The organism is Streptomyces sp. TLI_053, from assembly GCF_900105395.1.
Lineage (GTDB): Bacteria > Actinomycetota > Actinomycetes > Streptomycetales > Streptomycetaceae > Kitasatospora.
Genome location: NZ_LT629775.1, coordinates 7,417,099 through 7,443,893 on the forward strand (window position 1 = coordinate 7,417,099; position 26,795 = coordinate 7,443,893).

14 protein-coding genes and 2 pseudogenes are annotated in these 26,795 nt (G+C 69.6%); 11 read left to right on the forward strand and 5 right to left on the reverse strand.

Annotated elements, in window-relative coordinates; genetic code table 11:
- Window positions 1-11 precede the first annotated feature (11 nt).
- The 5 genes and pseudogenes from BLU95_RS31110 to BLU95_RS31130 form a co-directional block, all read left to right on the forward strand.
- Window positions 12-1,415: an MFS transporter gene (locus BLU95_RS31110; protein ID WP_093862897.1), complete on the forward strand. Its 1,404-nt coding sequence runs from the start codon at window positions 12-14 to the stop codon at window positions 1,413-1,415.
- A gap of 190 nt (window positions 1,416-1,605) precedes the next feature.
- The gene (locus BLU95_RS31115; protein ID WP_159425050.1) at window positions 1,606-2,073 is read left to right on the forward strand and encodes a hypothetical protein; all 468 of its coding nucleotides are present in this window, start codon (window positions 1,606-1,608) and stop codon (window positions 2,071-2,073) included.
- Window positions 2,070-2,267 (forward strand): annotated as a pseudogene (locus BLU95_RS45640) (hypothetical protein); the annotation flags it as partial. The gene BLU95_RS31115 and the pseudogene BLU95_RS45640, both read left to right, overlap by 4 nt.
- A gap of 232 nt (window positions 2,268-2,499) precedes the next feature.
- Entirely contained in the window at window positions 2,500-2,682 is a 183-nt protein-coding gene (locus tag BLU95_RS31120; RefSeq protein WP_093862899.1) for a helix-turn-helix domain-containing protein, read from the forward strand.
- A gap of 1,376 nt (window positions 2,683-4,058) precedes the next feature.
- A pseudogene (locus tag BLU95_RS31130) lies at window positions 4,059-4,850 on the forward strand (tyrosine-type recombinase/integrase); the annotation flags it as partial.
- A 97-nt stretch (window positions 4,851-4,947) separates the two neighbouring features.
- Here the strand turns inward: BLU95_RS31130 and BLU95_RS45645 are convergent.
- The 4 genes from BLU95_RS45645 to BLU95_RS45265 all read right to left on the reverse strand — a co-directional run bounded on the left by BLU95_RS45645 (window position 4,948) and on the right by BLU95_RS45265 (window position 13,895).
- Window positions 4,948-5,418 carry an SUKH-3 domain-containing protein gene (locus BLU95_RS45645; RefSeq protein ID WP_093862901.1) on the reverse strand — a complete coding sequence of 157 codons (471 nt, stop codon included), beginning with the start codon at window positions 5,416-5,418 and terminating at the stop codon, window positions 4,948-4,950.
- 2 nt (window positions 5,419-5,420) lie between these two features.
- Window positions 5,421-5,762 carry a hypothetical protein gene (locus BLU95_RS42545; protein WP_159425051.1) on the reverse strand — a complete coding sequence of 114 codons (342 nt, stop codon included), beginning with the start codon at window positions 5,760-5,762 and terminating at the stop codon, window positions 5,421-5,423.
- 427 nt (window positions 5,763-6,189) lie between these two features.
- The gene (locus BLU95_RS42550) at window positions 6,190-6,588 is read right to left on the reverse strand and encodes a hypothetical protein (RefSeq protein ID WP_159425052.1); all 399 of its coding nucleotides are present in this window, start codon (window positions 6,586-6,588) and stop codon (window positions 6,190-6,192) included.
- Window positions 6,567-13,895 carry a polymorphic toxin-type HINT domain-containing protein gene (locus tag BLU95_RS45265; RefSeq protein WP_093862902.1) on the reverse strand — a complete coding sequence of 2,443 codons (7,329 nt, stop codon included), beginning with the start codon at window positions 13,893-13,895 and terminating at the stop codon, window positions 6,567-6,569. Before BLU95_RS45265 ends, BLU95_RS42550 begins: the two co-directional genes overlap by 22 nt.
- Before the next feature lie 440 nt (window positions 13,896-14,335).
- Here BLU95_RS45265 and BLU95_RS31145 point away from each other — a divergent pair, with 440 nt between their 5' ends.
- Window positions 14,336-18,796, forward strand: a complete 4,461-nt coding sequence (locus tag BLU95_RS31145; protein WP_093862903.1) for a LamG-like jellyroll fold domain-containing protein — start codon at window positions 14,336-14,338, stop codon at window positions 18,794-18,796.
- Window positions 18,797-18,871: 75 nt separating this feature from the next.
- On the opposite strand, the gene BLU95_RS31150 is transcribed toward BLU95_RS31145, so the two are convergent.
- A complete protein-coding gene (locus tag BLU95_RS31150) occupies window positions 18,872-20,020 on the reverse strand; it encodes a serine hydrolase domain-containing protein (protein WP_093862904.1) in 1,149 nt (382 codons plus the stop codon).
- Between the two features lie 126 nt (window positions 20,021-20,146).
- Between BLU95_RS31150 and BLU95_RS31155 the strand changes: the two genes are divergently transcribed.
- The 5 genes from BLU95_RS31155 (at window position 20,147) to BLU95_RS31175 (ending at window position 26,717) form a co-directional block, all read left to right on the forward strand.
- Window positions 20,147-21,628 (forward strand): serine/threonine-protein kinase, encoded by a 1,482-nt coding sequence (locus BLU95_RS31155; protein WP_159425053.1) that lies wholly within the window; start codon window positions 20,147-20,149, stop codon window positions 21,626-21,628.
- Between the two features lie 63 nt (window positions 21,629-21,691).
- Window positions 21,692-22,678 (forward strand): aldo/keto reductase, encoded by a 987-nt coding sequence (locus BLU95_RS31160; protein WP_093862906.1) that lies wholly within the window; start codon window positions 21,692-21,694, stop codon window positions 22,676-22,678.
- A gap of 280 nt (window positions 22,679-22,958) precedes the next feature.
- Window positions 22,959-24,488 (forward strand): FAD-dependent monooxygenase, encoded by a 1,530-nt coding sequence (locus BLU95_RS31165; RefSeq protein ID WP_093865253.1) that lies wholly within the window; start codon window positions 22,959-22,961, stop codon window positions 24,486-24,488.
- Window positions 24,485-26,062: an amino acid adenylation domain-containing protein gene (locus BLU95_RS31170; protein ID WP_159425054.1), complete on the forward strand. Its 1,578-nt coding sequence runs from the start codon at window positions 24,485-24,487 to the stop codon at window positions 26,060-26,062. Before BLU95_RS31165 ends, BLU95_RS31170 begins: the two co-directional genes overlap by 4 nt.
- 13 nt (window positions 26,063-26,075) lie before the next feature.
- On the forward strand, window positions 26,076-26,717 hold the full coding sequence (locus tag BLU95_RS31175; protein ID WP_093862908.1) for a TetR/AcrR family transcriptional regulator: 642 nt from the start codon (window positions 26,076-26,078) through the stop codon (window positions 26,715-26,717).
- Window positions 26,718-26,795 lie beyond the last annotated feature (78 nt).

Consider the following 26,795-nt stretch of genomic DNA (forward strand, 5'->3'; position numbering starts at 1 on the left):
CCCGAAGACCCATGTCCAGCACCATCGACAACGCCCCGTATACCGCCTTCCACCGCAGACTGGCCCTGGCCTGCTCCGGTGGGCCGCTGCTCGACGGCTACATCCTGAGCATCGTCGGCGTCGCCCTCATCGGGATGCGCCCCGAACTCGGCCTCTCCACCGCCGAGGTCAGCCTGATCGGCGCCGCCGCGCTGGTCGGCATGTTCGTCGGCGGCGCGCTCTTCGGCGTGCTGACCGACCGCATCGGCCGGGAGGTGATGTACACCGCCGACCTGCTCGTCATGGTCGCCTGCTCGGTGCTCTCCTTCTGGGTGGACACGGTGTGGGCGATCGCCCTGCTGCGCTTCGTGCTCGGCATGGCCGTGGCCGCCGACTACCCCATCGCGACCTCGCTGCTCGCCGAGTGGCTGCCGGCCAAGCACCGCGGGCGGCTGCTCGGTCAGCAGATCGTCGCCTGGTACGCCGGCTCCGTCCTCGCCTACGTGACCGGCTACGCCTTCCTGCGCTTGGCCGGCCCCGGCAGCTGGCGCTGGATGCTGGCCAGCTCCACCGTGCTGTGCGTCGTCTTCCTGGTGATCCGCCGCGGCTCGCCGGAGTCCCCGCGCTGGCTGGCCGCCAACGGGCGGGTCGGTGACGCCGTGCGCGTGGTCGAGAAGCACCTCGGCGTGCGGGTCGACGGCCGGGAACTGATGCCCGACCCCGCACAGGCCGCCGGGCCCGGCGGGCTGCGCCTGCTGATGACCCCGCCCTACCGGCGCCGCACCCTGTTCTGCGGCCTGTTCTTCCTCTGCCAGGTCGGCCCGCTCTTCGCGATGCTCACCTTCGGCCCGCAGATCCTCTCGTCCTTCGGCATGCCGGGCGGCACGGTGATGGAGACCCTGGGCACCGGCCTGATCAGCCTGGTCTTCCTGCTCGGCTGCTACCCCGCGCTGCGCCTGATCGACACCCGGGGCCGACGGCCGGTGATCATCTGGTCGTTCGCCCTGATGACCGTCCCGCTCGCCCTGCTCGGCGTGTGGCCCACCGCCCCCGCCGCCGTCGCGCTCACCGCGCTGTGCGCCTACGCCTTCCTCTGCGGCGGACCGAACGTGCTCGACTGGACCTACCCCAACGAGCTGTTCCCCACCGAGATCCGGGCCACCGCCGTCGGCGTCGCCACCTCGGTGAGCCGGATCGGCGCCGCCGTCGGCACCTACCTGCTGCCACTCTCCCTGACCGGCCTCGGCACCGGTCCGACGATGCTGATCGCGGCCGGCACGACGGCCCTCGGCCTGCTGGTGTGCGTCCTGTGGGCCGAAGAGACCCGCGGCACCGCCCTGGGCGCGGCCCCGGCCGCCGCCGAGCCGGCGCCCGCCGGGGCGACGGGCGCACGCAAGGGCGTCCCGGCCCAGCGCGTGGCGCAGTCGGTGCGCTGACCTTCCCGCTCCGCGCGCAGACGTCCGAGCCTGCGGCCCTGCCGGAGGAGCCCCCGCTCCCGGTGTCCGTCCGCCGTGGACGGACACCGGGAGCGGGGCTTTCAGCTGGCCCTCGAGTCCCGGGCCCGCCCGGCGACGCTGGCACCCGGGTGGCCCCGCCAGCTGGAGATATCAGCAAAGATTGCTGCTGATGAGTGTCCGAGTCCGGCCGGTGGCCGTCCGTCGTACCGGCACCGCCGCGCATCAGTACCTCGGCGAACTGCGGGCCGACCTGACGAAGGCCCAGGCCGTGGCCACCGGAGCGGAGGCCGGCGAACCCGCCTTTCTGCTCGGCGAGATCGATACCCAGCTCGCCGGGACCGGCGTCCGCTGCACGGTCTCCCGCGCTGAACTGCGCCAGGTCGTCGCGGCCACCCAGTGGCCGACCACCGACCGGACGGTCCACCCGCGCGACGCCGCGTCCACCTGGTCACCCGAATTCGGCGGTTTCGTCGACCAGGTAACCGGCGGACCACTGCCCACCTGGGACGAAGCCCTCGACGGCATCGACGACGACCCCGAAGCCCAGCCCGTGCACGTGATCCGCTTCGGCCCCAGCTCGACGCCCAGGGCGTCCTGGTCGGCTCACCGCAGGCGGCCCGATGCGTCGGTTGCCTGACCAAGTCCGTCGCCGAGTGCCACACCCCGACCGGCACGACCGAGAGCGACCACGTCGACCGCCTCGCCGCCGAACTCCGCCACGGCATCCAGCCCAAGAACGCACACCCCGCCCTGCGCCCCGGCGCCTGCCGCTCCCGCGCTCACAAGCGCGAACACATCGGCCATGACGGTCGGCGGGTGCTGGTATCCCGCAAGTGGTCTGGCAAGACCCTCGCCGACCACCGCACCGGCCGCCGGACCTGGGTCCTCGACATCCTCGCGACACCGCCGCCCGCACCGAACCCCACCGCTACCTCTGGGAACCCGTGCGCCGCGGCGACCCCGACATGTCGCCCCTCACCACCCGCCTCCGGCGGGCCGTCGCCGAACGCGTCCGCTGCCGTGCCGCCCTCGACCAGGCCCTCGAACGAGCAGGAGGCGAGCGGTGTCCGACGACGACCTGATTGCCGTCCCCGAGGTCACGGGCCGGCTGCGGCTCGGCCGTTCGGCAGTCTACGACCTGATCTGGACCAATCGACTGCGTTCGATCACCATCGGCCGGGCCCGCCGCATCCCGTACGGCTCGTACCGCTCGTTCGTGGCCTCCCGACTGCAGGAGGCAGCCTGATGGCAGCCCAGAAGAAGAACCGAGCCAACGGCGAGGGAAGGCTCACCCTGAGACGCTTGCGCTCGGCCTTGGCGGCCCCGGGAGCTTCCTGGTGCACCTCCGGGGGCGGGAGACAGGGAACCCCTCCTGCGACCTCTCCACCCATCACCACGACGGATCCGCACCGGCACTCGGCCTCCCCAGAGAAAGGGTCGGGGCCTGGGGCGGAGCCCTAAAGCAATCTCCGCTGGTGATGTTGCGCGCCCGGGCAACATCAGCGGGCTGCCTTGATCAAGTATGGCGACTCTGAACACCTCGACTGCGATGTCCCTTCTGCGCCCTCTCGTTCGGCTCCGCCTTCAGTGTGAAGTCGTTGCCCTGCTCAGCTGCACGCTTGACAACCCCATCGAGAGTGCCAATCGCTTGCGACGCCCAGGCACACATGTACCGCCACCGGTAGCCATGTCGATGGCGGTGCATCTGTTCATTATGGATAGCCATCAGAAAATTCGAAGAGATAGGGGTGTCCTGTGGCAGGCTGGATCGCTTCGGCGCGGCGCTCATCGTGGGAGGGTGTACTCACTATGCGGCGACAAGCTCAGTGCGTGCTCGCCGTCTGCATCGTTGGTGGTCCGCTGAGGATCTCCGACAATTACCTCACCCGCTCGTGTAGGCGACGGTGCTTCAGGTCAGTATGCATGTTGAACACGCCGCCCTCTTGGTGCGACGAAGATGCCGACGGGGCCGTCGCATTCATCGGCGAACGCGACGGCCCCTGCCGCAGCCAGCGTGAAATCACCTACAGGCCTTCCCGGCAACCCCATCTCAGGGCACTGGGCATCCCAGGGTGCTGAGCACAGCACTCTCGGACAGTGGTTCGCTCCGGGTGCGCCTGTTAACGATCCAGGAGCCGTCCCAGGTGACGTGCCACAGTTCGCCCTGGAAGTTTTCCCACTCCACGAAACTACTCACAGCTCCCTCCAGCAGCGTCAACTCCCTGAGCAGCACATCAATCGTGGTGAAGCCACGCGACACTCCGAGACTTCCGCTGCCGGTCCTGGTGTTTTCGTACCGCATCCGGAGATACGGTGCCACCGGCCGCCCGAGTACTGTCGGGCGGAGCATCCGCTTGAAACGGTGAGTCGCCTCCTCAAGTGTCTCGCGCCCGGAGAATTCACAGCTGTACGTCGGGAAGACTCCAGTGATCTGATCTCCCATCGTGTTGTCCCGACGTGTCGATATTGGGAAGCCTTGCCGTGATCACTGCGCCATTTCCAGATTTGCCGCTGATCGCCCTTTGATAGGCAAGGTCGGGTGACGTGGTCCAGCTGACGTACGGGCTGTCAGTTTGACCGCCGTGATGGTCCTCGGCTGAGAAATTTCCACCTCGGGGCTTTGTCGCCTACATCCACTCCGTGCTCAAGACCACGCTGGAGCAAGCGGTACGCGAGGAATAGATCCCGCGCAACGTCGTCCGAAACGTCCGCACCGGCACACCCCGACCGCGCCGCTTCGAACCCCTCACCACCGACGAAGCCCGCACCTTCCTCTTCGCCATGCAGGGTCACCGCCTGCACGCCCTGTTCGAACTCGCCCTCCGCGCCGGACTCCGCAAGGGCGAACTCCTCGGCCTGCGCTGGGAAGACCTCAACCTGACGGCCAGCACCGCCAGCATCCGACGCACCCTCCAGCGCACCAGCACCGGCGGCCTGACCACCCTTTCCACCAAGACCGTCAGCTCCGAACGTCGCATGGCTCGGCCCGCTCCCTGCCTGCGTTCACTGCGCGACCACCGCGACAAGCAGGCCCGGGAACGGGAGAAGGCCGGCCGGAACTGGAAGGAGAGCGGTCACGTCTTCACCCGGCCTGACGGCCACCCGATCGAACCCGCCACCCTCGCCCGACACTTCAAGGCACTCCTCCGCCGAGCCGGACTCCGTCAGATCCGCTTCCACGACCTCCGAGACTCGACCGCAACCCTTCTCCTGGAACAGGGCGTCGAACTCGTCGTCATCAAGGAAATCCTCGGCCACGCCCACATAGGCGTCACCGCCAGCGTCTACGCGCACGTCCGCCTCCAGCGCGATGCTGTCGATCTCCTCGGACGCGCCCTTCACAACCCCGCCGGGACCACCACCCAGCCCGACGATGGCGACGACTCGCCTCTTTGTGCGGCCCACGTCCGCTGACGTTGCCGTCAACTACTGCCCGTCAGACGCCACAGAGGCCCCGCAGGAATCAAATCCAGCGGGGCCTCTGCAAGCTCCTCAATAAACTGACCAGAACTTACAGCACCCAGGCCCCTATAAGCTGCGGTCTGGTTCCATCTGCTAGCTTCGCAAAGAATTCGTCAGCAGAGCCAGAATATGCGAATACCGAGGCGTCCATCCCGGCGAAGAACTTGCCGGAAGGCGAAATGTACACAGTGAGGTGGAATCCGTCAATTCCCACTGGGCACAGTGATTCACCGGCCACCTCAGAGCACAGGGTCGCAGTTCTCGCATCGCGCTCCGTGCATATCCGAGTCGGATCGAATTCTGTCCAGCAGAATATGTCTTTTCCATCTATGTTGATGCTTGGCTGATGCTCGATCCGCAGGCGCCAGAACTCTTCTAGGAAATTGTGGGCCGCAGTTGATACATCGAAGCCAACGTGCCTCATCTCATGGACAAGTCCAGAGATATCGACCGCGCGCTCTGGGCTCCAGCCTGCTGCTTCAGCCAGACTGCGACCTCGGCCACGGATAGCGAAGTCCATGCTCACCCTCTCGACAGATCAGTCGCGCCACGCCGCACAAGCGCGCTCTGACAGGATAGGCATGCCGCCTCTGGTGCGCCAGTAGCGCTTCTGACCGTCAGAAATTCGATGTCGCTGAGTTGCAGCGGGCGCCCGAACGTTTCCTCGAAGTCTGCTGCATGATTAGCAAACAAGGCATTGCATGCGCGCATCTCCGCGCAGTTTGCCGCGTCACCCCCGAACATCTGACCGCCGTCGGCGGCGGCCTCCTCGATCTCGTGCTCAAGGAAGGCAGGGCGAGAGGAGGGTCCGGAGTAGCCAATTTCCGTGATGTTCGTACCTCTGATATTCGCAACGGAAGTCATTGTTGCGTCCTGAGGCGCGTTTTTGCGGCTGCACGGGCAGCTGCTCCCATATCTGGCCCGCAGGAATTGTGAACCAAGATCGGGACTCCACCCGCCACAACATAGTATGTGTGGTAGGCGGCACCTTCCGGCCTGCGTTCTCGCAGGCGGGCGGAAACCTACCCGTGCGTAGAGGTGCATGGAAGTGCATTGTTATACGGGCTTGTTGCCGCCGACGTTGCTGTCAGAGGCATACGCAACGACGGGCCGTCAGGTGCGTGCGTCGGTGGTGTAGCGGTTTTGGTCGATACCCTGTCTGGTCTGGGATCGGGCATGATCGGGGAAGTCGTAAGCTGCTGCGATTCGAAGGGGGCAAAGGAAAATAATCAAGCAATGCAGGGCCCCGTCGGAGCAATCCGACGAGGCCCTGCTGATTCAAAGAATTCGCCTAGCGGAGTTCATATCCATCCAGAATTGGCTCTGCCCATGCTGCATGAGCAAGAACTGGCCGCCAGGTGAGATGGCCGGTAGAGTCGTCTGCCATGTCCTGGCGAACGTGCAATCCGTAATGGATCCTGTATTTCAGGCCCTCCAGGGACACAATGCCACAGGCAGTGCCCTTATCGGCTGCCGAATATCCCGGGTCGTCGATGACGTCCCAGCCGGCCTTTCGGGCGAGATGCACCCAGACGTCAAAAGCTCGCTCGCTCCCTCCGACATCGGGTCGCACGCCACCGACTCTCGCGATGATCTCCACGGGGTCAATGCGCTGGCCGCTCAATGCGTTTCTCCTCTGGATTTTCCTGGGTTCACTGGAGATGTCAATTAGCCTGCCCTGCTTTGCCATGAATTGAGCCCGCCGGATCCACTCGGCCATGTGTAGACGAACGTGGAGCCGGTATCCTCGGCGGCGCGTCCCATGGCTCCCCTGCAGCTGGAGCAAGGGGAGGAGGTTCCGTTGATGACAACGTATCCATCGAGCGGGACAGGCTTTTCCAGAAAGAACTCGTCGTCGCGGATGATCCGCCTGCCGTAGCTAGGCACCCCGCCCGCCATCCGTGCTGCGCGATTTTCTGTGTGGCTAAGGATGTCGCCGCCTCGGGGCCCCATTGCAGCCTCCGGGGGAGTTTGAGCTCCACTCCGAATTGGATACTCATGTACTACGTTTCCTTGCCCATCGAGAACTGTCACGTCCGCAAAGTGGGTTGATGAAGTTGTTGGGCACGCATTCAACTTCCCAAGGTCGATGTTATGCACAAGGACCGGCGTGGTTCCTGCCAGCACATAGTACGTGTGGAGGTTGGCGACGGTGAGGTCGCGGGCCTCGGTAGGGGCCAGTTCGTAGTTGCGGATGGACTGGATGGTGACAGGGGTGCCGTCGGCGCTGAGGAGGGTGTCGCCGGACTGGAGGTCGGCGGCCTGAGTCCAACGGGCGGTGGTGATGTTCCAGTAGGGGTGGTGCTGGGTGGAGGTCAGGGTGCTGGGGGAGGCGGTGGTGGAAGTGAGGGTGAGGTCGGTGAAGAGGGTGTCGTCGGGGGTGACGATGGTGTTGACGACGGCTTCGCCGGAGGTGGTGTTGGTCTGGGGGTCGGTGGCCAGGACCTGGTCGCCGACGGCGATGTCACCGATGGGCTTGGCGCTGCCGTCGGCGAGTAGGACGGGTGTGGTCGGTGGGAAGCTGTGGCGACGGATCGGGCAGGCTGCGGCGATTGTGTCTTCCGCTTCCTTGGCGGCCTTGGATTCCTTGCGCCAGACTTTCAGACCGTCGAAGAGTTCGCCGGCGAGTGTCTTGATGGTCTTGGCGAGTTCGTAGGCCTTGTTCCAGCGGAAGGCGTACTTGGCCAGGAGCTTGGTGAGAGGGCCGCCGCTGAACATGCTGCTCACGACGTTGAGTGCGGTCTCGCCGCAGGATCCGAGGTTCCCGGTCGTGACGCAGTCGATGGCGTCGGTGATGCCCAACTCGTCGGCGACGATCTTGGCGAGCTTCTTGCCGGCGTCGACGACCTTGTTCTTGGCCGTTTCGGCCTTCTTGGCGCTTGCGTTCACTGGCGTGGAGACTGGACCACCGCCGCTACCGGATCCGGGTCCGGGAACGTTAGCGGTGGTGAACGGAGTGAGGTCCGCCGTCGGGGGCACGACACCAGGCATGTAGTTCGCGGTGGTTTCCGCCGCATTGCTCATGGTGATGGTGCCGGCCGGTCCACAGGCGTAGAGGGTGCCGCACTCCTCCGAGCGGAGGCCGCTCGGGTCGGACTTGTTGACCGGGTCGTTCTCGGAGTACGCGTAGCCGTTCCACTGTTGTGGGTCGCCGGCGTCGAGGACGGGGTCGAGGCTGAGGAAGCGGCCCGTAGTGGGTTGGTACTGGCGGGCGCCTAGGTTGGTGAGGCCGGTGATGTCGTCCTTGGTGCCGCCGACGAAGCCGTGGTCGCCCGCCCAGATGGAGGGCTGGCTGCCACGGGGGTTGCCGAACGGGTCGGTGGGGCGCCGGTTCTCCGCCAGTGTCCGGGCGTTGATGGCCAGGGAGTTGCTGCCGTGGTGGTCGGCGAACTGGTAGGTGAGGACGTTGCCGCCCTGACGCACCAGGGTGATGCCGCCGGGGATGTTGTAGTAGCGCGAGGCGGTCAGCGACTTGGTGACGGTGTCGTAGATCAGCTCGTCGCCGTTGGCGAGGTTGATGGTCGTCTTGCCGGGGTTGCGCCGGACGAGCTGGCTGCCGTCGGCGTCGTACACATAGGTGGTGGCGCCGCTGCCGGTCTTGTTGACCGACTCCAGGCGGTCCTCGCCGTTCCAGGTGAGGGTGGTGGTGCCGGCGGTGTCCGTCACGGCGGTGGTGTGTCCGGCCGCGTCGTACTGGGAGGTGCTGGTGGTCGGGTTGTCACTGCCCACGCGGTTGGTGGAGGTGAGCAGCGCGTGCGGCCCGCCGGTTCCGCCGCCGCTTCCGGGAGCGGTCGTCGGGGTGTTACGAGTGCCCGCGTTCGGGAACGTCTGGGTGGTGGTGATGTCCCGGGAGGTGTCGCCGCCGGGGTCGTGGGCGACCATGCCGGTGCGGTTGCCGGTCAGGTCGTACTGGTAGCTCTGCCAGTAGGGTGCGGAGCCGCCGACGGTGGTCTGGGCCGGCACCTGCGCGCCGCTGGTCGGGGTGTCGTTGGTGCAGCGGCCCCGGCCGCCGACCGCGGGGGCGGGCTCCTGGTGGAGGCGCCCGGTGTCGCTCCAGGCGGTGCTGAGGCGACCGAGGTAGTCGTAGCTGAAGCACTGCAGGTCGGTCGCGGACGGCGTGTTGTTGGGGATGCTGCGGATCGCCGTGATCCGGCCGACCTGGTTGTACGCGTAGGTGGTCTGCTGGACCGAGCCGGTGGTCGCGGTCTGCTTGTCGACGAACTGGCTGATCGGGCGCCCGGTCGACTCGTCGAAGGTGTTGGTCGCGACGATCTGGGTGCCGTACGGGTTCATCGTGGAGCGGATGTTGCGGCCGTAGGCGTCGTAGTCGGACTGGACGTCGTAGGCGATGCCGCCGAGTCCGCCGATGTCGTGCAGGAGACCGTAGGCCTCGTAGTTGTAGGTGACGGACTCCGCGAACAGGTCGCCGACCGCGGGCAGGCCCGTCTTGGTGAGCGCACCGGTGACAGGGTTGTAGACGGCCTGGTACGTGAAGGTGAGCGGGTTGGTCTGCCCGACCTCGCTACCGGGAATGGTGACGGTGGTCTTCGTCGGCCGGTAGGCGGTGTCCATCGCGGTGACCGCGGTGGTGTACGCCGCGCCGCTCTGGCCGCCGACGTAGCGGGTCGAGCTGGCCGGCTTGCCCTTGGCCACGGTGTCGTACGTGCGGCCGGTGAGCCGGTTGGCGGGGCTGACGGAGTCCTTGTAGGTACCCGTCGGCCGGCCGAGCAGGTCGTAGGTGGAGACGATGCTCTGACCGCGGGCGTCCGTGGAGCCGGCCACCCTGCCAGCTGTGTCGTAGGTGACGGTGCTGGTGCCGGCGTCGGGATCACTGGTGCCGGTACGGCGGCCGCGCTGGTCGTAGCTGTACGTCCAGGTGTTGCCGGCGGCATCCGTGCGGGAAGCCTCAGTGCCCACCTGGGAGTAGCTGTAGGAGGTGACGTCCGCGTCGCCCGGGTTCCCGGTCGGGGCCGGGGTGCGGTACTGCCACAGCTGCAGAGTGCGCCCACGTGCGTCGGAGATCGTGGTCGTGGCCCGGCCGTCGGTCGGCGGGGTGACGTCGACCCGGCCCGGTGCGGGGTACGAGGTCACCATGGTGGTCTGCAGGACGCCGTACGCCAGCGACTGGCTGGCGACCACGCGGCCCATGCCGTCGAAGGAGGTCTTGGACTGGCTGGGGACCTTGGCGTTGTCGGGCTCGAACCGGACGGTGCTGGGCGGGTTGAGGTTGTTGTAGTACGTGTTGTTGGTGGCGGCCGCGCGGCCGTGCGAGTCGTAGAAGGTGTCGGTGATCAGTCGGCCCGCGTAGGCCGAGATCGCCGGGTCGGTCTGCGTCTGCACGACGCGGGCGAGTCCGTCCAGGATCTGGACGGACTGCTGGTACCTCGACGTGGCCCGGAGCGTCTGGGTCGTGATCGAGGACGGACCGTCGTTCCTGAGCTGATAGGTGAACTTGTAGTCGGCGGGCGAGCTGGTGGCGCGCCCGGCCTGCCAGACCTCCTTCAGTCGGCCGAGGGCGTCGTAGGTCTGGGTGACGGTACGGCCGTTGACGTCCGTGGTGGTCAGGGGAAGGGACCGGGTGGGGTCGAGGGTGACGGTGGAGGTCCAGCCGGTAGCTGCCTCGGGGGTACCGGCGGGCGCGGGCGCGACGACGGTGTTCTTGTTGGGCAGTTCGCCCGGCGCGGCGGAGCTGTAGACGGTGGTGGTGGCGGCACCGTTCGGGTGCGCGCTGTCGGTCGTGGTGGGGTCGGTGACGGTGGTCGGACGGCCGTAGGCGTCGTAGGTGCTGTTGCCGGTGGTGGTCCACTGGGCGGTGCCGTTGGCGTCGTACTTCTCCAGCACCTGGAGACCGGTGGCGGACGCGGTGGTGCCCAGGCCGCCGTGGGGCTGGTTGTCGTAGAGCGTGCGACCGCCGGTGACGGTGTTGGCCGCCGTGGGGGTCGCGTCGCAGGCGTTCGGGCCGGAGACGGTGAGCGTCTGGGAGACGGCGTTGACGATCGGCGAGGACGGGTTGGCCGCGTAGTCCGTGCGGATGCAGACGTCCGGGGTGCCGTCGGCCTGCTGCAGGACCTTCGAGGGGCGGTAGGGCGCGCTCGCTTCGACGAACGTGGTGTCCGTCGTTGTGCGCCAGTCGTCGCCCGAGATCCTGGCCTTCGCGGTCACCGTGCTCCAGGACGGCGAGGCGTACCGGGCCTCGAGCGGGGGCAGGGACGGGCCCCGGCTGTGGGTGGCCACCACCGCGGGCTCGGCGCTGGAGTTGACACTGGTGGCGGACGGGTCGGTGGCGGCGGCGGTGGCATCGGCGTAGGTGGCCGATTCGAGGACCTGGCCGGAGAGCCAGTCGTGGTCGGGGACGGAACCGGCGGTCGGACCCCAGGTCTTGGCGTCGTTCCGCGATGCGCCGGCGGCGTCGTGGTCGCCCTTCATGCCCTGGTGGTAGAACGTGGCGGTCTTGCTCTGCGGCCCGTCGCCCTCCGTACCGCTCACGGCGGTGACCGAGGCGTAGCCGCGGAACTGGTCCCAGGTGCGGACGGCACTGTCGACGCCCGCGGCGTCGTTGCGGTGCCAGGCGGCGTCGCCGTAGGTGTAGGTGGTGGTCTGGGGGAGAACACCGCGAACGAGGTCGGAGCGTGGATCGACCGTCATCGTGTGGACGGGGTAGCGCAGGAACCAGTCGTCGACGGGACTGTCAGTCGGTGTGGCGTTGGGCTCGTACCACTTGACGTTGAAGCAGGGCAGCTTGTTGCCGTCGGGTGAGGGCGGCATGACGTTGGCGGTGCGTGAGCACTGTTCCCTGTAGTAGTCGACGCTGACGGTGCCGCCGGTCTCGGTGGTGATCTTCTCCATCCGGTAGCGGATGAAGTCCGACCTCGAAGGGGTGAGACCGTCGACGCGGTTGCGCAGCGCCATGCCCTGGAAGGTGATGGGGTTGAGGACCGTGTCGCTCTGACCGCTGCTGTGCCCCGTGCGCTGGACGGATTCGAGCCAGGGGATCTGTGGGTCGCCCGTGTTCTGGGCGGGTGAACCCGGGTTGTTGCTGGTGTCGTGCGGATCCTTGAACGAGTGCGTGAGCTTGTAGGAGTCGACGGTCCGGAACTCGCCGTTGACGCGGACCTGGGTGGTGATGGTGTTGAGCCAGCGGCTGGTCCAGAAGCTGGGGCCGGCGTTGGCACAGGCTCCCTCTGCGGCGCACTGCTGGTCCACCGGGACGTCGGGCCAGTTGCCCGCGTTCTCGGGGGTGCGGTTCTCTTCCTTGCAGGGAGTCTCTCCGGCGAGGCAGCGCTCACCGCTCTCGAAGACGACCTGGGAGGCGGGCTGGTGGGTGCCGTTGCTGTTCAGCTGGTCGGAGAGGAGCTGGCCGTAGCCGATGACGTGCAGAGCGCCGGCCCGGGTGTATGCGGGGTTGTCTCCGTTGCCGCCGTGGTTCTGGCCGGCACCGAGCGCGTAGTGGTTCGTCTCGGGGTCGTAGGTGAAGGTGGTCAGGTTGCCGTGGGGGTCGACGATGTAGTCGAGGTTCCAGCGCCAAGCGCTTCGGCACCAGGACGCATTGCCCTTGGCGGCGTCGTAGCAGGGGTCACCGGGCTTCGGGGAGAACACCGGGACGGTCCAGGCCGACTGGCTGGCAGGGCCGGTGCTGGTCGGAGTCCCCTGTGCCGAGGGCAGGTGGTTGAGACCGAAGTAGTAGACGGTGCCGCTGGTGTCCGTGACCTTGAGGAATGAACCGTTCCAGGTGCCGTTGTCGGCGCCGGTGAGGAACTCGACTTTGGTGCCGTCGTCGGACTGCAGCCGCCAGGTGCACTTGGACTGCTCGTCCCGCGGGTTGGAGGTGTCGCAGGACCCGTCGTTGGGGATCAGCTGCCCGGAGTGGCCCGCCAGGGAGAGCGTCAGATTGGCACTGTCCCAGCACTGGTCGCCGGAGCCGGTGATGCCGGCCTTCGAGCACGGCTGGTAGGAGCGCTCGACGAAGCCCGAGCCCAGGTCCCAGCCCTCACCGATCCAGGAGGCCTGGGAGTTGGTCGCGGAGGTCTTGCCGTCGACGGACGCCGAGTCGTAGGAGAGGCCGATCTGCGGGACGCCACCGCCGAGGCTGGGCGGCATCTGGACCGGGTAGTTGTAGGTGAACGAGCCGGAGGATCCACCGGCGGCCCAGCCCTGGCTGGGGTTCAGGCTGGTCGCGCTGTAGGTGCCGGAGCCGCTGCTCGGTGCTCCCTGCAGGGCGAGGACCATGGCGGGCGCCGCGGCGGGCGCCCCGGCTGCCGCAGATGCGGTCAAGCCCTTCGCGAACGGCGAGGCCACCGGCGCGGCGGCGGGCAGGTCGACATCGGCGACCAGCTTCTTCGTCTGCGGGTCGAGGTGGGAGGGGACCGGAGTGCGGGTCCGGCACTGCTCCGCGCCAGGGCTGGTGAGCGCGCACGCGGGCAGGGCGACCAGGGTGGCGCGGCTTGCCCAGTCGCCGCCGTAGGCGGGGGCGAGGGCCACGGGGTCCAGACTCACCCGGGCCTTGGTGGCGGTGTGCTGGTCCGCGAGGGAGAGGGAGACCAGCGCGCCGCTGACGCCAGCGGCCTTTGCAGTGGCGGTGTCGGCGACCGTGACACTGACCTTGGTGTTCGTCTCGGATCCGGCGCCGTCGGCCCGGCGGGCGGGTGACGGGTTGTCGCCGCCGGCCACGGACGACACCCAGACCGGGAGATCGCCGGCCTTCTTCGCGGCTGCCGCGGCCGGCTCCTGGACCGTGTTGCCGCGGCCGTCTGAGCGGGCGGTGGTCGTACCGGCCGCCGGCGCCTGGGCGAGTTCGACCGCGGCGGCCCCGGCGGGAGCGTTCTTTCCGCTCCTGTCCTGGGCGGGCTTGGCGGGCTCGGTCTTGGCCCGGGCCGTCGCCGGACCGGGAGCGTCCTTGCCGGCGACCGACTCCGTGCCCGGAATCGGTGTCTGCGGCGGTGACCAGACGCGGTGGTAGTCCGGCGCCGCCGCGAAGGCTATGCCTCCGGCCGGAACCATGAGGGAGGCGACGACCGCGAGGGTACTGACCAGGGCGGTCCGTGATCGTCGTGAGTAGGAGGCCCGAGACCGGGCCGAGCGTGCACGGTGAAAGAGCACCGTCACCCCTCCGTTGGTGACCGTGCCCGTGGGAACGGCCAGGTGATCAAGAGTCAGCCGACTTTATGGGTTGCTTACATTCCATGTCGAGGAGTCGACAAAGATCGCCTACGGTGATTCAAATCACCTCGGGTGCGAATGGTGCGAAGCACTGCCAAACCGGCCCTTGGGCACGGAAATAGCGTTGACGGAGTGTCGCGGGCGTGAGCAGGTTTCGTCTGTCCTGTGCGCAGTGCCGGTCGGCAGCATCCGCACGAATCTCCTCTCGGGAAGGCTTCGCCGTGCCCACGTCCCCCAGATCACGCCCTATTCGGCGCCGCGACGGCACCCTGGCGCTACGTGTGCCCGTATTCGGCCTCGGGCTCGCCCTGTGCGCCGTTCTCCCGGCGCCGGCGGCGATGGCCGCGCCGCAGCCGGGAGCCAAGAGCCTGGCCCAGGTGATGGCGGAGGCCGACGCCGCACACGCGAAGATGCGGCCGCCCGCGACCGAGGCGGAGAAGGCGATCGCCCAGGCCAAGAGCACGGGCGTGGCTGTGCCCGTGCCCTCGCTCACCGACGACTACAGCGAGACGGTCGCCACCCCCGAGGGACATCTCCAGAAGACGCAGCATGTGGAACGGCAGCGGGTCAAGCAGAACGGCGCGTGGGCGGATCTCGATGCCACGCTGGTGGCCGATCCCAAGGGCGGTTTCCGTCCGAAGGCTTCGGGCGCCGGTGTCCACCTGTCGGCCGGTGGATCCGGCGCGCTCGCCACCCTCACCAGTACGGACGGGAAGCAGCTCACGCTCAACTCGCCGTTCGCGCTGACACAAGGTCATGTGGACGAGGACGGCGACGGTGTGCTCTACCCCGAGGTCGCGCCTGGAATCGACCTGAAGGCCACCGCCACCAAGTTCGGCGGCTTGAGTACCGTCCTGGTGGTGAAGAACGCCGAGGCTGCTGCGAACCCGGCGCTGAAAGCCGTCACATTCCCCGTGACGACCGCGGGTGTGACGGTGAAGGCGGAGGTCGACTACAGTCTCTCGGCCGCCGCTGAGGACGGTACCGTGCGTTGGCACGCCCCCGCTCCCCGGATGTGGGACAGCAGCACGGCTGCTCAGGCCCCGTCCACGCCGTCCAGTCCTGCCCCGTCGACGTCGTCCGCTCCTGTCCCGGGCCCGTCCGCGTCATCCACCCCGGCCCCGGTCGCCCCGGTCCTGGCGAAGATCGGTTTCGCGGCCCTCGGTTCGACCGCTGCTGAAGCGGGCGCCGCCGGCGGTGATCCCGAGGGTCCCGCGACAAGTAGCATCGACGGCCCCGGCAACAGCGCCAAGGTGTCGGTGATGCCCACCACCGCCGGCAGCGGCGGCATCACCCTGAGCCCCGACCAGGACCTGCTCGCCCACGGGGAGGGGCCCTGGTTCATCGACCCGGGCTGGATCTACGACGACCGCACCGGCAACGGCTGGACCTGGACCCAGTCCGCCTACCCGGGACAGAACAACTTCCTGAAGACCGCTACGCCCCAGGAGCCGTACAACCGGCCCGGCGTCGGTGCTCAGGAGTACGTCCAGAGAACGGGAATCGAACGGTCCTTCTTCCAGATCGACTCTGCCGGCTTCAGCGGCACGATCATCAACAAGGCTGTTATGACGATGTGGCAGGCCAAGTCGTCCAACTGGGACTGCAAAAAGGCATATCCTCTTAACCTCTTCGTCGTCAACAAGCCAATTGACAGAAGTACGACCTGGCAGGACGCTCCCACCCACCTCGGCGGCCGGGTCGGGGATCCCGCTTGGGTCCCCGGGTCCGGGAATCCGGGCTGCACCAACGGCATCGACTTCCGCTTCGACGTGACGTCGGCCTACCAGCAGTGGGCGTGGCAGACCAATGCCATGACGTTCACCGTCGAGGGTGACGAGAACGACAAGCTCGCCTTCAAGCGCCTCGACTACCGGCCGATCGTGGTGGTCGAGTACGACCGTGCTCCCAACACCCCTACCGATCCCTACACCTACCCCGTTCCGCGGACCGTCTCGCCGGACCGGAGCGTGCCGGGCTGTGACGGAAGCGGTTGGGGCTGGCTGGGAGCCGGAGCCGACCTGAACGGCGTCACGCTCAACGCGACCGTCAGCAGCCCCGTCCAGCAGACCCTGTACTCATGGAGCCACATCTGGGACTACACCCTTCCCGGTGTTCCTGACGTCGCCTCGGACTACACCGGCCCCGTGGGCAACGGCAGCAACGCGGCGTACCGGGTGCCCAACGGCGTGATCCAGGACGGTCACGTCTACGGCTACAGCATCATGGCCAGCGACCAGTTGGTCGGCATGTCGGGATCCACGCCCGCCTGCCACTTCGGCGTCGACCAGACCCCGCCGACCGTGCAGGTCCCGTCGCTCTACGACCAGCTGTCCGACGAGGCGCTGGCGACCCAGTTTCCCCCGTCGGGCAACGGACAGGGCAGCAGGCTGCGTTCCGGCGAATGGGGCAACATCCCCTACACCCCCGTCGACCCGAACCCTTCGGGCGGCCAGACCTCCGGCGTCGTCTGCGCGCGCTGGAGCTTCGACCCGCAGTTCGAGGGAGCCTCCTGGCAGTGCGGAGACTCGCTGCCCTCGGGCGGGCTGCCCGTCTTCCCCACAGCCTGGGGAACCAACATCGCCTACATCCAGGTCGAGGACAACGCGGGCAATGTCTCGCCCGTCACCCAGTACGCCTTCTACGTGCCCTGGAACCCGGACGGCCCGCAGCCGGTGTTCGGTGACGTGACCGGTGACGGCGCGGCCGACATCCTCACCGCCGACCAGGCCGGCAATCTCCGCACCTACAGCATCCCGGGCAACACGGTGGCCAAGAGCCCGACCGCCGCGCTCGCGGCGGTACCGGCGGATACTCCGGACAGCAGCACCTGGTCCGGAAACGCGGTTCAATTCAGCCACCGCGGCGCGCTCACCGGTGGCAAGCATGTCGATGACCTGTTCGTGCATGTCAAGGACGACCCTGACCTCTACGTCTATGGCAACCCCGGCAACAGTCGTTCCACCGGCCGGTACAACAGCAAGGTCGCGCTGGCGCGACCGGCCTGTGTGACGCCGCCCAACGACTCCGCCTACTGCAACGGCTACTCGGCGGACTGGTCGCGCACTCTGCGTGTGGCGGCGCTCGGGGACCCGGCCCACACCGATCTCGACATCAAGCTGGAGTTCAAGAACAAGACCGGCCTGGTCACGGTGGAGTCGAACGTCGACGGCAGTGACGGCGAACTGTGGTTCTTCCCGGCCACGAGCACCAATGCGCTCGGCCAGCCCGTCCGCCTCGCCTCCGGCGGCTGGAAGGACATGGAACTCATCACCCCGGGCGACTGGGCCGGCCAGGGGCACCCCGGCATCTGGGCACGCAACATGCGCCCGGCGGACGTGGATCAGTGGTCGGGCCAGCTGACCGCCTACACCCTCACCACCGGCAACCTCGACGTCGTCGACCCCGACTTCGGGGACCCGATCATGGACGAGAACGGGAACCCGCTGGTCGTCCCGACCGTGACCGGGATCTCCGGTCCGGCCTTCATCGGCAGTGTGCCCGTCGCCACCTGGCCCGTGCTCGGCTCCGACGGAGACCTGCTCGGCAACGGGGCCCCCGGCCTGTGGGGCCGCAACGCCGACACCGGCGACATCCAGATCTGGTGGGGCCACCGCTCGGGCGACGCCGCCAACCCCGGCATGGACTGGGACGCGGGCCCGCAGACGGTCGCCAACATCCGGGTTACCCCGGACTGGTACACCCTGGACCGCCAGAACACGCTCCACGCCGACGCCACCGTGCCCGTGGTCGACAGCAACGCGACCAACGCGCTGGTCGGGATCGGCCATGTCGGGTTCACGGCCGACCGCAACGGCGTCGCTGACAGCGCCGCCACGTTCGGCGGCGCCAACTACTACCGCAGCTCCCAGGCGCCCGGCATCGACACCCGTCGCAGCTACAGCATCGCCGCCTGGGTCAAGCTCGACACCGCCGAGGGCTACGGAACGGTGCTCGCGCTGAACGGGAACGACCGCAGCCCGTTCTACCTCCAGTACTCGGCCTCGGTCGGTACCTGGGCCTTCGTCGCCCCGCACGAGGACTGGCGGTTCACCACCACCTACTACCTCGCCGGTGGTACGGAGCAGGCCCGCCCGCAGGTCGGCCAATGGACCCATCTGGTGGGCAGCTACAACGCAGACACCGCCACCATGACGCTCTACGTCAACGGCCGGGCCGTCGGTTCCGCCAGGAACCCCCACCCCTGGTTCAGTGGCGGAACACTCGCCATCGGCGCGGCCACCACGGTCTACTACCCGGCCGAGGACCACTTCCGCGGCGCCATCGGCGACGTCCGGGCCTACCCCTACGCCCTCACCGACCCCCAGGTCAGCAACCTCGCCATCAGCGCCACCACGATCTCCGTGCGCAGCGCCCTCGACAGCGGCAAGTGCCTTGACAACATCGGTGGCGGCATGGACATCGGCATCTGGAACTGCTGGAACGGTCCCAACCAGCAGTTCAAGTTCAACACCGACAACCACGCCCTCATCATCCAGGGCAAGTGCGTGACCGTGCAGGACGAGGCCACCAGGAACGGTGCGCCGGTCGTCCTGGCCGACTGCGACAACCTCAAGGGCGGCCAGAAGTGGCTGCGCCGTGCCGACAACAGCCTCTACAACCCGAACTCGGGCCGTTGTCTCGAACTGCCGGACTGGGTGACCGAGAACGGTACCCGCCTCGGCATCTGGGACTGCCACGCCGGCGCGAACCAGCGCTGGTACCTCAATCCCGCGACCTGACCCGCGGTACGTCAGGTCACCCTCCGGCCCCCGTCGCAGTCCTGCGGCGGGGGCCTTCGGCTGTCCGTTCGGCCGTCAAGGGCGGGGCAGGGCCGCCACGAGGTTGTCGGCGCGGGGGTCGGCGTGGCCGATCATGCGGTTGGTGGTGTAGGCGAAGGTGAGGGAGGCGGTGGGGTCGGCGAAGGTGAACTGGCCGCCGGCGCCGTCGTTGCCGAAGCTGGTGGGGGTGAGCATGGGGCGGAAGGCGGGGGAGGGGAGGAGGAAGCCGGAGCCCCAGCGGGCGCCCATGTCGAAGCCCAGGTGGCCGGGGCCGGAGGTGAGTTCGCGGGTGGCGTCGGCGACGGTGGCGGGGGTGAGGAGTGGCGGGGTGCCGTCGAGGCCGGTGACGGCGGCGGCGAGGGTGGCGGAGAGGCCGGTGGCGGTGGCGACGGCGCCCGCGCCGGGGAGTTCGATCGTGTGCAGGGCGGGGTCGTTCCAGCCGTGCGGTTCGTCGAGGCCGGGGAAGACCAGGGTGCCGTTCATGGTGACGATGCGGGTGAGCAGGTGCTCGGGGCCGGGCATCGGGCGGCGGCCCTCGGCCTCGGCGAGGCGGGCCAGGCGGGGGAGTTCGGTGACGGGGAGGCCCAGGTGGGCGTCCAGGCCGAGGGGTTCGGCGAGGGTGGCGCGGAACCATGCGCCCGGGGTGAGGCCGGTGATGCGGCGGATCACCTCGCCGATCGCGAAACCGAAGACGTGGCCGTGGTACTCGTGGGCGGTGCCGGGCTCCCAGAGGGGCTTCTGGTCCTCGATGGCGCGGACGACGGGGGTCCAGGCGGCGATCTCCTCGAAGGTCGGGGAGGCGTCGAGGACGGGGATGCCGGCGCGGTGGGAGAGCACCATGCGGGTGGTGATCGCCTCCTTGCCGTGGCGCGCGAACTCGGGCCAGTAGGTGGCGATCGGCGCGTCCAGGTCGAGGCGGCCCTGCTGGGCGAGCAGGTGGGCGGAGAGGGAGACCAGGGCCTTGGCGCAGGAGAAGACCGGGACCAGGGTGTCCGACTGCCAGGGCCGGCCGGTGCGTTCGTCGGCGACGCCGCCCCACAGTTCGACCACCTTGCGGCCGCCGACGTGGACGGTGACGGCCGAGCCGAGCTCCGGGAAGTCGGCGTAGTTGCGGGCGAAGGCGTCGGCGACCGCGCCGTAGCCCTCGTCGGCCCAGCCGTGGTGGTCGGGGTGAGCGTGGTCCATGGGGTGGTTCCGTCTCCGAGGTGCAGGATTGTTGGCGCGCCAACGGTAGGCGGAGGCCGGGGGCCGGGGGAAACGATTTGTTGATCCGCCGTCAGCGGGGGGTGGGGGGAGCGCTAGGGTTTGCGCGTGGCAGCGGTGAGCGGGGCACTGATCGGGGGCCGGTACCAGCTCGTGGAGCTGATCGGCCAGGGTGGCATGGGGCGGGTCTGGCGGGGGTGGGACACCACGTTGGGCCGGGACGTCGCCGTGAAGGAGGTGCTGCTGCCGCAGGGCGTCACGGAGGCGGAGCGGGAGCAGCTCGTGCAGCGGGTGCTGCGGGAGGCGCGGGCCGCGGCGCGGTTGAACCATCCCGGGATCATCACCGTGCACGACGTGGTCGAGTACGAGGGTGCTCCGGTGATCGTGATGGAGTTCGTCACGGGGGCGTCGCTGGCGGCGGCCGTCGCGCGGGGCGGTGCGTTGCCGGTGGCGCGGGTGGCGGAGTTGGGTGCGGCGATGGTGAAGGCGCTCCAGCAGGCGCACGCGGCGGGCATCGTGCACCGGGACCTCAAGCCGGACAATGTGCTGCTGATGGGCGACCGGGTGATCCTGACGGACTTCGGGATCGCGCACATGGCGGACGCGACCACGGCGCTGACCAGGACCGGGGCGGTGATCGGCACGCCCGCGTACATGGCGCCGGAGCAGTTGGAGGGCCGGCCCGCCGCGCCCGCGAACGACCTGTGGGCGTTGGGCGCGACGCTGTACTCGGCGGTGGAGGGCGAGGCGCCGTTCAGCGGGGAGACCTTCGGGGCGCTGTGCGTGGCGGTGGTGACGAAGGAGCCGCGGCCGGCGGTGCGGGCGGGGGCGTTGGCGCCGTTGTTGGGCGCGCTGTTGGCCAAGGACCCAGCGGCGCGGCCGACGGCGGAGCAGGCGTTGGCCGCACTGGAGGCGGTGGCGCGGGCAGGGGGTGTGGCTGGGGGAGGGGCAGCGGGAGGGGCACCGGGAGGGGCGTTCGGGCCGCCGCCGGTGATGTCCGGGGGTGTGCCGCTGGGGCCGGTGCGGATCCCGCCGCAGGTCGGGCCCGGGCCGCTGGCGACGCCCCGGCCGACGGGCGGGTTCCCGCAGGGGGGCTGGCAGGATCCGGTGGCGGCGGGGTGGGGGATTCCCACGGCGGCGCCGGCGGCGGGATCCGCACCGGCCCCAGCGGCACCGGCCGTACAGGCAGCACCGGTACCGGAACGGTCCGGGCCGAGTCCGGCGGTGGCGGTGCTGGTGCGCTTCATCGGCTGTCTGGCGCTGATCTGGCTGGTCGGCTCGGTCCTGCCGTGGAACTACCTCGACCAACTGCCGGACAGGTTCGCGTCGCTGGCATTGGCCATCACCGGCGTCCTGGCACTGACCAACGCCCTGCCCCGGCCGCGCCGGCACCCGGCGCTGGTGTGGGTCGCGGCCGTCGTCGCGGACTTCGGCCTCTGGTACCTCACCTGCACCCTGCTGGAGGTCAAGTACGGCGGCTGGCTGACGGCGTTCGGCGAGCTGCCGTGGCAGATCGCCGTCAACATGCTCCTGCTGGGCACGGGTGCCTGGCTGCTCTGGATGTTCGTCCCGGGCAGCCGCCGCCGGTAGGGCACCGGGCGCCGGGGCCAAATGTGCTGGACAGTACGGCCGGTGCGGCGGAGGGTGGGGCGCATGGAGTTCACCCACCTCGGCCGCACCGGCCTCACCGTTTCCCGACTCTGCCTGGGCACCATGAACTTCGGCCCGCACACCGAGGAGTCGGATGCCCACCTGATCATGGACAGCGCCCACGAACGGGGCATCAACTTCTTCGACACCTCGAACAGTTACGGCCGCGACTCCGAGGGCAACCACAAGGGTCGCACCGAGGAGATCATCGGCCGCTGGCTCGCCAAGGGCGACGGCCGCCGCGAGCGGACCGTGCTCGCCACCAAGGCGTACGCGCCGATGGGCGACTGGCCGAACGAGGGGCGGCTCTCCGCCCTCGCGATCCGCCGCTCCGTCGAGGCCAGCCTGCGCCGGCTGGGCACCGACCACATCGACCTCTACCAGATGCACCACATCGACCGGGACACGCCCTGGGAGGAGATCTGGCAGGCGATGGAGGTCCTGGTCGCCCAGGGCAAGATCATCTACGTCGGCTCCAGCAACTTCGCCGGCTGGCACCTCGCCCAGGCCCAGGAGGCCGCCAGGGCGCGGCACTTCCTCGGCCTGGTCAGCGAGCAGTCCCTCTACAACCTGCTGGACCGGACGATCGAACTGGAGGTGATCCCCGCCGTCGAGCACTACGGGCTCGGCCTGCTGCCGTGGTCCCCGCTGCGCAGCGGCGTGCTGGGCGGCGTGCTGCGCAAGGAGCGGGAGGGCACCCGGGTCCGGGGCGGCCTCCCGCACGCGGGCGAGATCCTGGCGGCCAACCGGGACCGCATCCAGGCGTACGAGGACCTCGCCGACGAACTCGGCGAGCACCCCGCCGACCTCGCCCTCGCGTGGCTGCTCTCGCGTCCCGTCGTGACCGCCCCGATCGTCGGCCCGCGTACCCTCGATCACCTCGACGCGGCGGTGCACGCGCTGGACATCAAGCTCGACGACGACCTGCTCGCGCGCCTGGACGTTCTCTTCCCGGGGCGGAAGCCGGCTCCGGAGGACTACGCCTGGTAGGGGAGTTGTCCGCCGGCCCCTCCCCTGCCGTCGCCGGTGGGGGAGGGGCCGGGGCAAGAACAAAGGCAACGAGGAAAACCCCACTCGTTGCCACTCTTAACTTATAGCGGGTGGGGGGCCTTGCCGCAAGGGGGTGGGGGTGGCGCAGAATGACCGACCTGAACCGGGCGACGATGAAAACGGCTGATTCATGGGATTTGGTCTTCTTTGTCTCCCTTGGTGGATGGCAGGACACGGCGGGACGGGGCAAGCGGTGATGGACGTGGGCGTGGACGTGGACATGGACGTGCGTTCGACGGTGGACGTGATCGTGGTCGGCGGCGGGCCGACCGGGCTGATGCTGGCGTGCGAGCTGCGGCTGCACGGGGTCGACGTCGTGGTGCTGGAGCGGCTGACGGAGCGGACCGGGGAGTCGCGCGGGCGCGGTCTGCACGCGCGCAGCGTGGAGATCATGGACCAGCGGGGGCTGCTGGAGCGCTTCCTCGCGGTGAGCGAGAAGTTCCGGGTGGGCGGACTGTTCGGCGGTGTGATGGCGCCCTGGCCGGACAGCCTGGACACCGCCCACCCGTACGGGCTGGCGACGCCGCAGGCGGTCACCGAGCGGCTGCTGGAGGAACGGGCGCGCGAGCTCGGGGCCGAGATCCGGCGCGGCCAGGAGGTGACCGGGCTGGACCAGGACGCCGACGGCGTGGACGTCGAGCTGGCGGACGGTACCCGGCTGCGTTCGCACTACCTGGTCGGGTGCGACGGCGGGCGCAGCACGGTGCGCAAGGCGATCGGGGTGGGCTTCCCGGGCGAGCCCGCCAAGGTCGAGACGCTGATCGGCGACCTGGAGCTGACCGAGGACCCGGCCAAGGTCGCCGAGGTGGTGGAGCGGGTGCGCCGGACCGAGCTGCGGTTCGGTGTGGCGCCCGACGTGGACGGCCGGGCCGGGGTCGCCCGGGTGATCGTGCCCGCGGACGGCGTCGCGGAGGACCGGTCGACGCCGCCGACGCTGGAGGACTTCAAGGCGCGGCTGCGGGCCGTCGCGGGTACCGACTTCGGCGCCCACTCGCCGCACTGGCTCTCCCGCTTCGGCGACGCCACCCGGCAGGCCGAGCACTACCGCGTCGGCCGGGTGCTGCTGGCGGGCGACGCCGCGCACATCCACCCGCCGACCGGCGGGCAGGGGCTCAACCTCGGTGTGCAGGACGCGTTCAACCTGGGTTGGAAGCTCGCCGCCGAGGTCGCCGGCTGGGCGCCGGAGGGGCTGCTGGACAGCTACCACGCCGAGCGGCACCCGGTCGCTGCCCGGGTGCTGAGCAACACCCGCGCCCAGATGACCCTGCTCGGCGCCGATTCGGGGCCGACCGCGCTGCGCGAACTGCTCACCAGGCTGATGGAGTTCGAGGACGTCAACCGCTACATCACCGGCATGATCACGGCGGTCGACATCCGCTACGACATGGGTGCCGGTGCTCCGGACGGCGGCGACGCTCCGGGCGGCGGTCACGAGCTGCTCGGCCGGCGCCTGCGCGACCTGCCCCTGTCGGGCGGCCGCCGCCTCTACGGGTTGATGCACGAGGGCCGCGGGCTGCTCCTGGACCGCACTGGTGGCCGGTTGTCGGTCGACGGGTGGGAGGACCGCGTGGACCACGTCCTCGACGTCGCCGGCGACACCGAAAGCGCTCCCGCCGCGACGGGCGCGCCGGCGCTGCTGCTGCGTCCGGACGGCCATGTGGCCTGGGTCGGCGACGACCAGGGCGGGCTGGAGGACGCACTGGCCACCTGGTGGGGAGCCCCGGCCCGGGGGCCGGTGGACGGCCGATGACCGGGGACGAGACGGCGGACTGGGCACCGGTTCTCGAACTGGCCGACACCACGACGGAGTTGCGGGACGCGTGGCGGAAGGGGGCGCTGCTGAACCCGGCGATGCCACCGGAGCTGGGTGTGCGGCTGATCGAGGAGTGCGGGCCCACCGACCCGTTGCTGCGCGAGCTGACGTACCTGGTGCTCCCGGAGGCGGTGGTGGACGCGTGGATCGCCCACCCGGTGGCCGCGGTGCGGGCGCTGGCGGCGGAGCGGCCCGGGCTGACCGACGCCCAGCGGCGTCGGCTGCTACGAGACGAGAGTCCTCGGGTGCGGTGGATCGTCCTGAGCCTCTGTGGGCCGGACCTGGGACTGGAGGAAGCGGAGCTGGACGTACTCCTGGTCGGAGCGAGTCCCCTCGTACGGGATGAACTCGCCTGTCGTGAGGGCCTTTCGGTGCGACAGCTGCTCCAGCTGCTCGACGACCCGCTGGGCAGCGTCCGGGCGCTCGTGGTCGTGCGGGCGTGGCCGCACCTCGGCGAGGCGGCACGGGCCGCCCTGCTGGCCGACCCGCACTCCGGTGTCCGGGCGGCCGCGACGCTCGTCCGGTACGCCGAGGATCCGCTGTCGGCGGACGAGTTCGTGGCGCTGACGGCGGAGTTCGAGGCCGCGGACCGGCAACGCGTGGTCGAGCGGTGCGCACTGGCCCCGGAGCTGGCCGGGGAGTTGGCGCACGGAGACGCCCGGGTCCGACGGTCGCTCGCCCGGAATCCCGGGCTCGGTCCCGCCCTGGTCGCGCAGTTGGCCCGGGACGAGGACCCGGACGTCCGCCTCGAGGTCTCGCTGCGGCCGGAGTTGACCGAGGAGGAGCGCGCCCGGATCCCCGTCGACATCGATCCGCGCGACCACTGCGGTGCGCTCCCGTGGGTGCTGGAGCGGCAGGGGGACGCGGCGGAGATGCGGCGTTGTGCCGCGTCCGCCCACGTGCTGGTGCGGCGCAGTGTGGCGCGGGTCCGCGACCTGCCGGCGGATGTCGTCGAAGTGCTCGCCGGCGACGAGGACTTCGCCGTCCGCCTGTTGCTCGCGGAGCACTGCGCCCAGGCGCCGTCCGGGCTGTTGCTGGAGATGTGGGTGGACTGGCGCGGCCGCTCGGCGGCGAGGTTCCGCGAGCACCCGAACTTCCCGCGGGCGGGCGCGATGCGGTTCGCGGCGGACCCGAATCCGGTGCTCCGGCAGCTCGCGCTCGACGACCCGGCGGCGCCGGTGGAGCTGGTGGAGCGGTTCGGGCGCGACGAGGACCACGGGGTCCGGCTGCGGGCGCTGGACGATCCCCGGTTGTCGGTGGACTCGGTGGTGCGGCTGGTCGACGACGAGGACTGGGTCGTCCGCCTGAGGGCGCTGTGGGCACTGCGGGCCCGGCGGCTGCCGGAGTCCGTGCTCGCCGGGCTGATCACGGACGTGCGGACGGCCGAGGGCGCGGCGTCCAATCCGGCGGTCCCGGTCGAGGTGCTGCGGCACCTGCTGGCGCTGCCCGCGCTGCCGAGGGTGCCCGCGGTTCCGGCACCGCCCGCGCTGCCGATGGCGCGACAGCTGTGATAGCACTGCCCGCATGACGGAGAGGCCCGCGGAGCGCGGTAGTTACCACCACGGGGCGCTGCCCGAGGCGTTGGTCGCGGTGGCGTTCGAGCTGCTGGACGAGGCGGGCCAGGAGAGCGTCACCATGCGGGAGGTGGCACGGCGGGCGGGGGTGTCGGCGGGGGCGCCGTTCCGGCACTTCGCGGACCGGCGGGCGCTGCTGACGGCGGTGGCGGACCGGGTGCTGGCGGACTTCGAGAGCTGGCAACGGGCCGGGATCGCAGCGGCGACGGGGGCCGGGGACGGAGCCGCCGACGGGGCGGGGGACCAGCGGGCGGTGCTGCGGGCGCTGGGGCTGGGCTTCGTCCGGTACGCCGTCCGGCACCCGCACCGGTTCGCGCTGGTGCGGTCCCGGGTGTTCGCGCCGGCCCCGCAGCCGGAGCTGCGGGAGCGGCTGTCGGGGATCGACCGCGCGTACACCGAGGTGATCGTCGCCGACCAGGAGGCCGGCCTGTTGCGGCCCGGTGATCCGGAGCTGGTGGGCTTCGCGGGGCAGGCGCTGGTGTACGGGCTGGCGCAGATGGTCCTGGACGGGTACCTGCCGGCGGAGAAGGCGGAGGAGGTGGCCGCGCAGGTGCTCGACACCCTCGGCCGGGGAATCGCCAACCCCCGCTGACAGGAGGGAACTTCGTGTGCGCGGAGGGTTGACCGGGTCGGTGCACGCTGATGTAATCGCCGATTACATCGACCTCTA

Excerpts from the sequence above, each read along its gene's own strand:
- BLU95_RS31110 (WP_093862897.1), top strand. The coding sequence starts at position 12 with ATGTCCAGCACCATCGACAACGCCCCGTATACCGCCTTCCACCGCAGA.
- BLU95_RS31115 (WP_159425050.1), top strand. The coding sequence starts at position 1,606 with ATGAGTGTCCGAGTCCGGCCGGTGGCCGTCCGTCGTACCGGCACCGCC.
- BLU95_RS45645 (WP_093862901.1), bottom strand. The coding sequence starts at position 5,418 with ATGGACTTCGCTATCCGTGGCCGAGGTCGCAGTCTGGCTGAAGCAGCA.
- BLU95_RS42545 (WP_159425051.1), bottom strand. The coding sequence starts at position 5,762 with ATGACTTCCGTTGCGAATATCAGAGGTACGAACATCACGGAAATTGGC.
- BLU95_RS42550 (WP_159425052.1), bottom strand. The coding sequence starts at position 6,588 with ATGGCAAAGCAGGGCAGGCTAATTGACATCTCCAGTGAACCCAGGAAA.
- BLU95_RS45265 (WP_093862902.1), bottom strand. The coding sequence starts at position 13,895 with ATGGTTCCGGCCGGAGGCATAGCCTTCGCGGCGGCGCCGGACTACCAC.
- BLU95_RS31150 (WP_093862904.1), bottom strand. The coding sequence starts at position 20,020 with ATGGACCACGCTCACCCCGACCACCACGGCTGGGCCGACGAGGGCTAC.
- BLU95_RS31160 (WP_093862906.1), top strand. The coding sequence starts at position 21,692 with ATGGAGTTCACCCACCTCGGCCGCACCGGCCTCACCGTTTCCCGACTC.
- BLU95_RS31165 (WP_093865253.1), top strand. The coding sequence starts at position 22,959 with ATGGACGTGCGTTCGACGGTGGACGTGATCGTGGTCGGCGGCGGGCCG.
- BLU95_RS31170 (WP_159425054.1), top strand. The coding sequence starts at position 24,485 with ATGACCGGGGACGAGACGGCGGACTGGGCACCGGTTCTCGAACTGGCC.
- BLU95_RS31175 (WP_093862908.1), top strand. The coding sequence starts at position 26,076 with ATGACGGAGAGGCCCGCGGAGCGCGGTAGTTACCACCACGGGGCGCTG.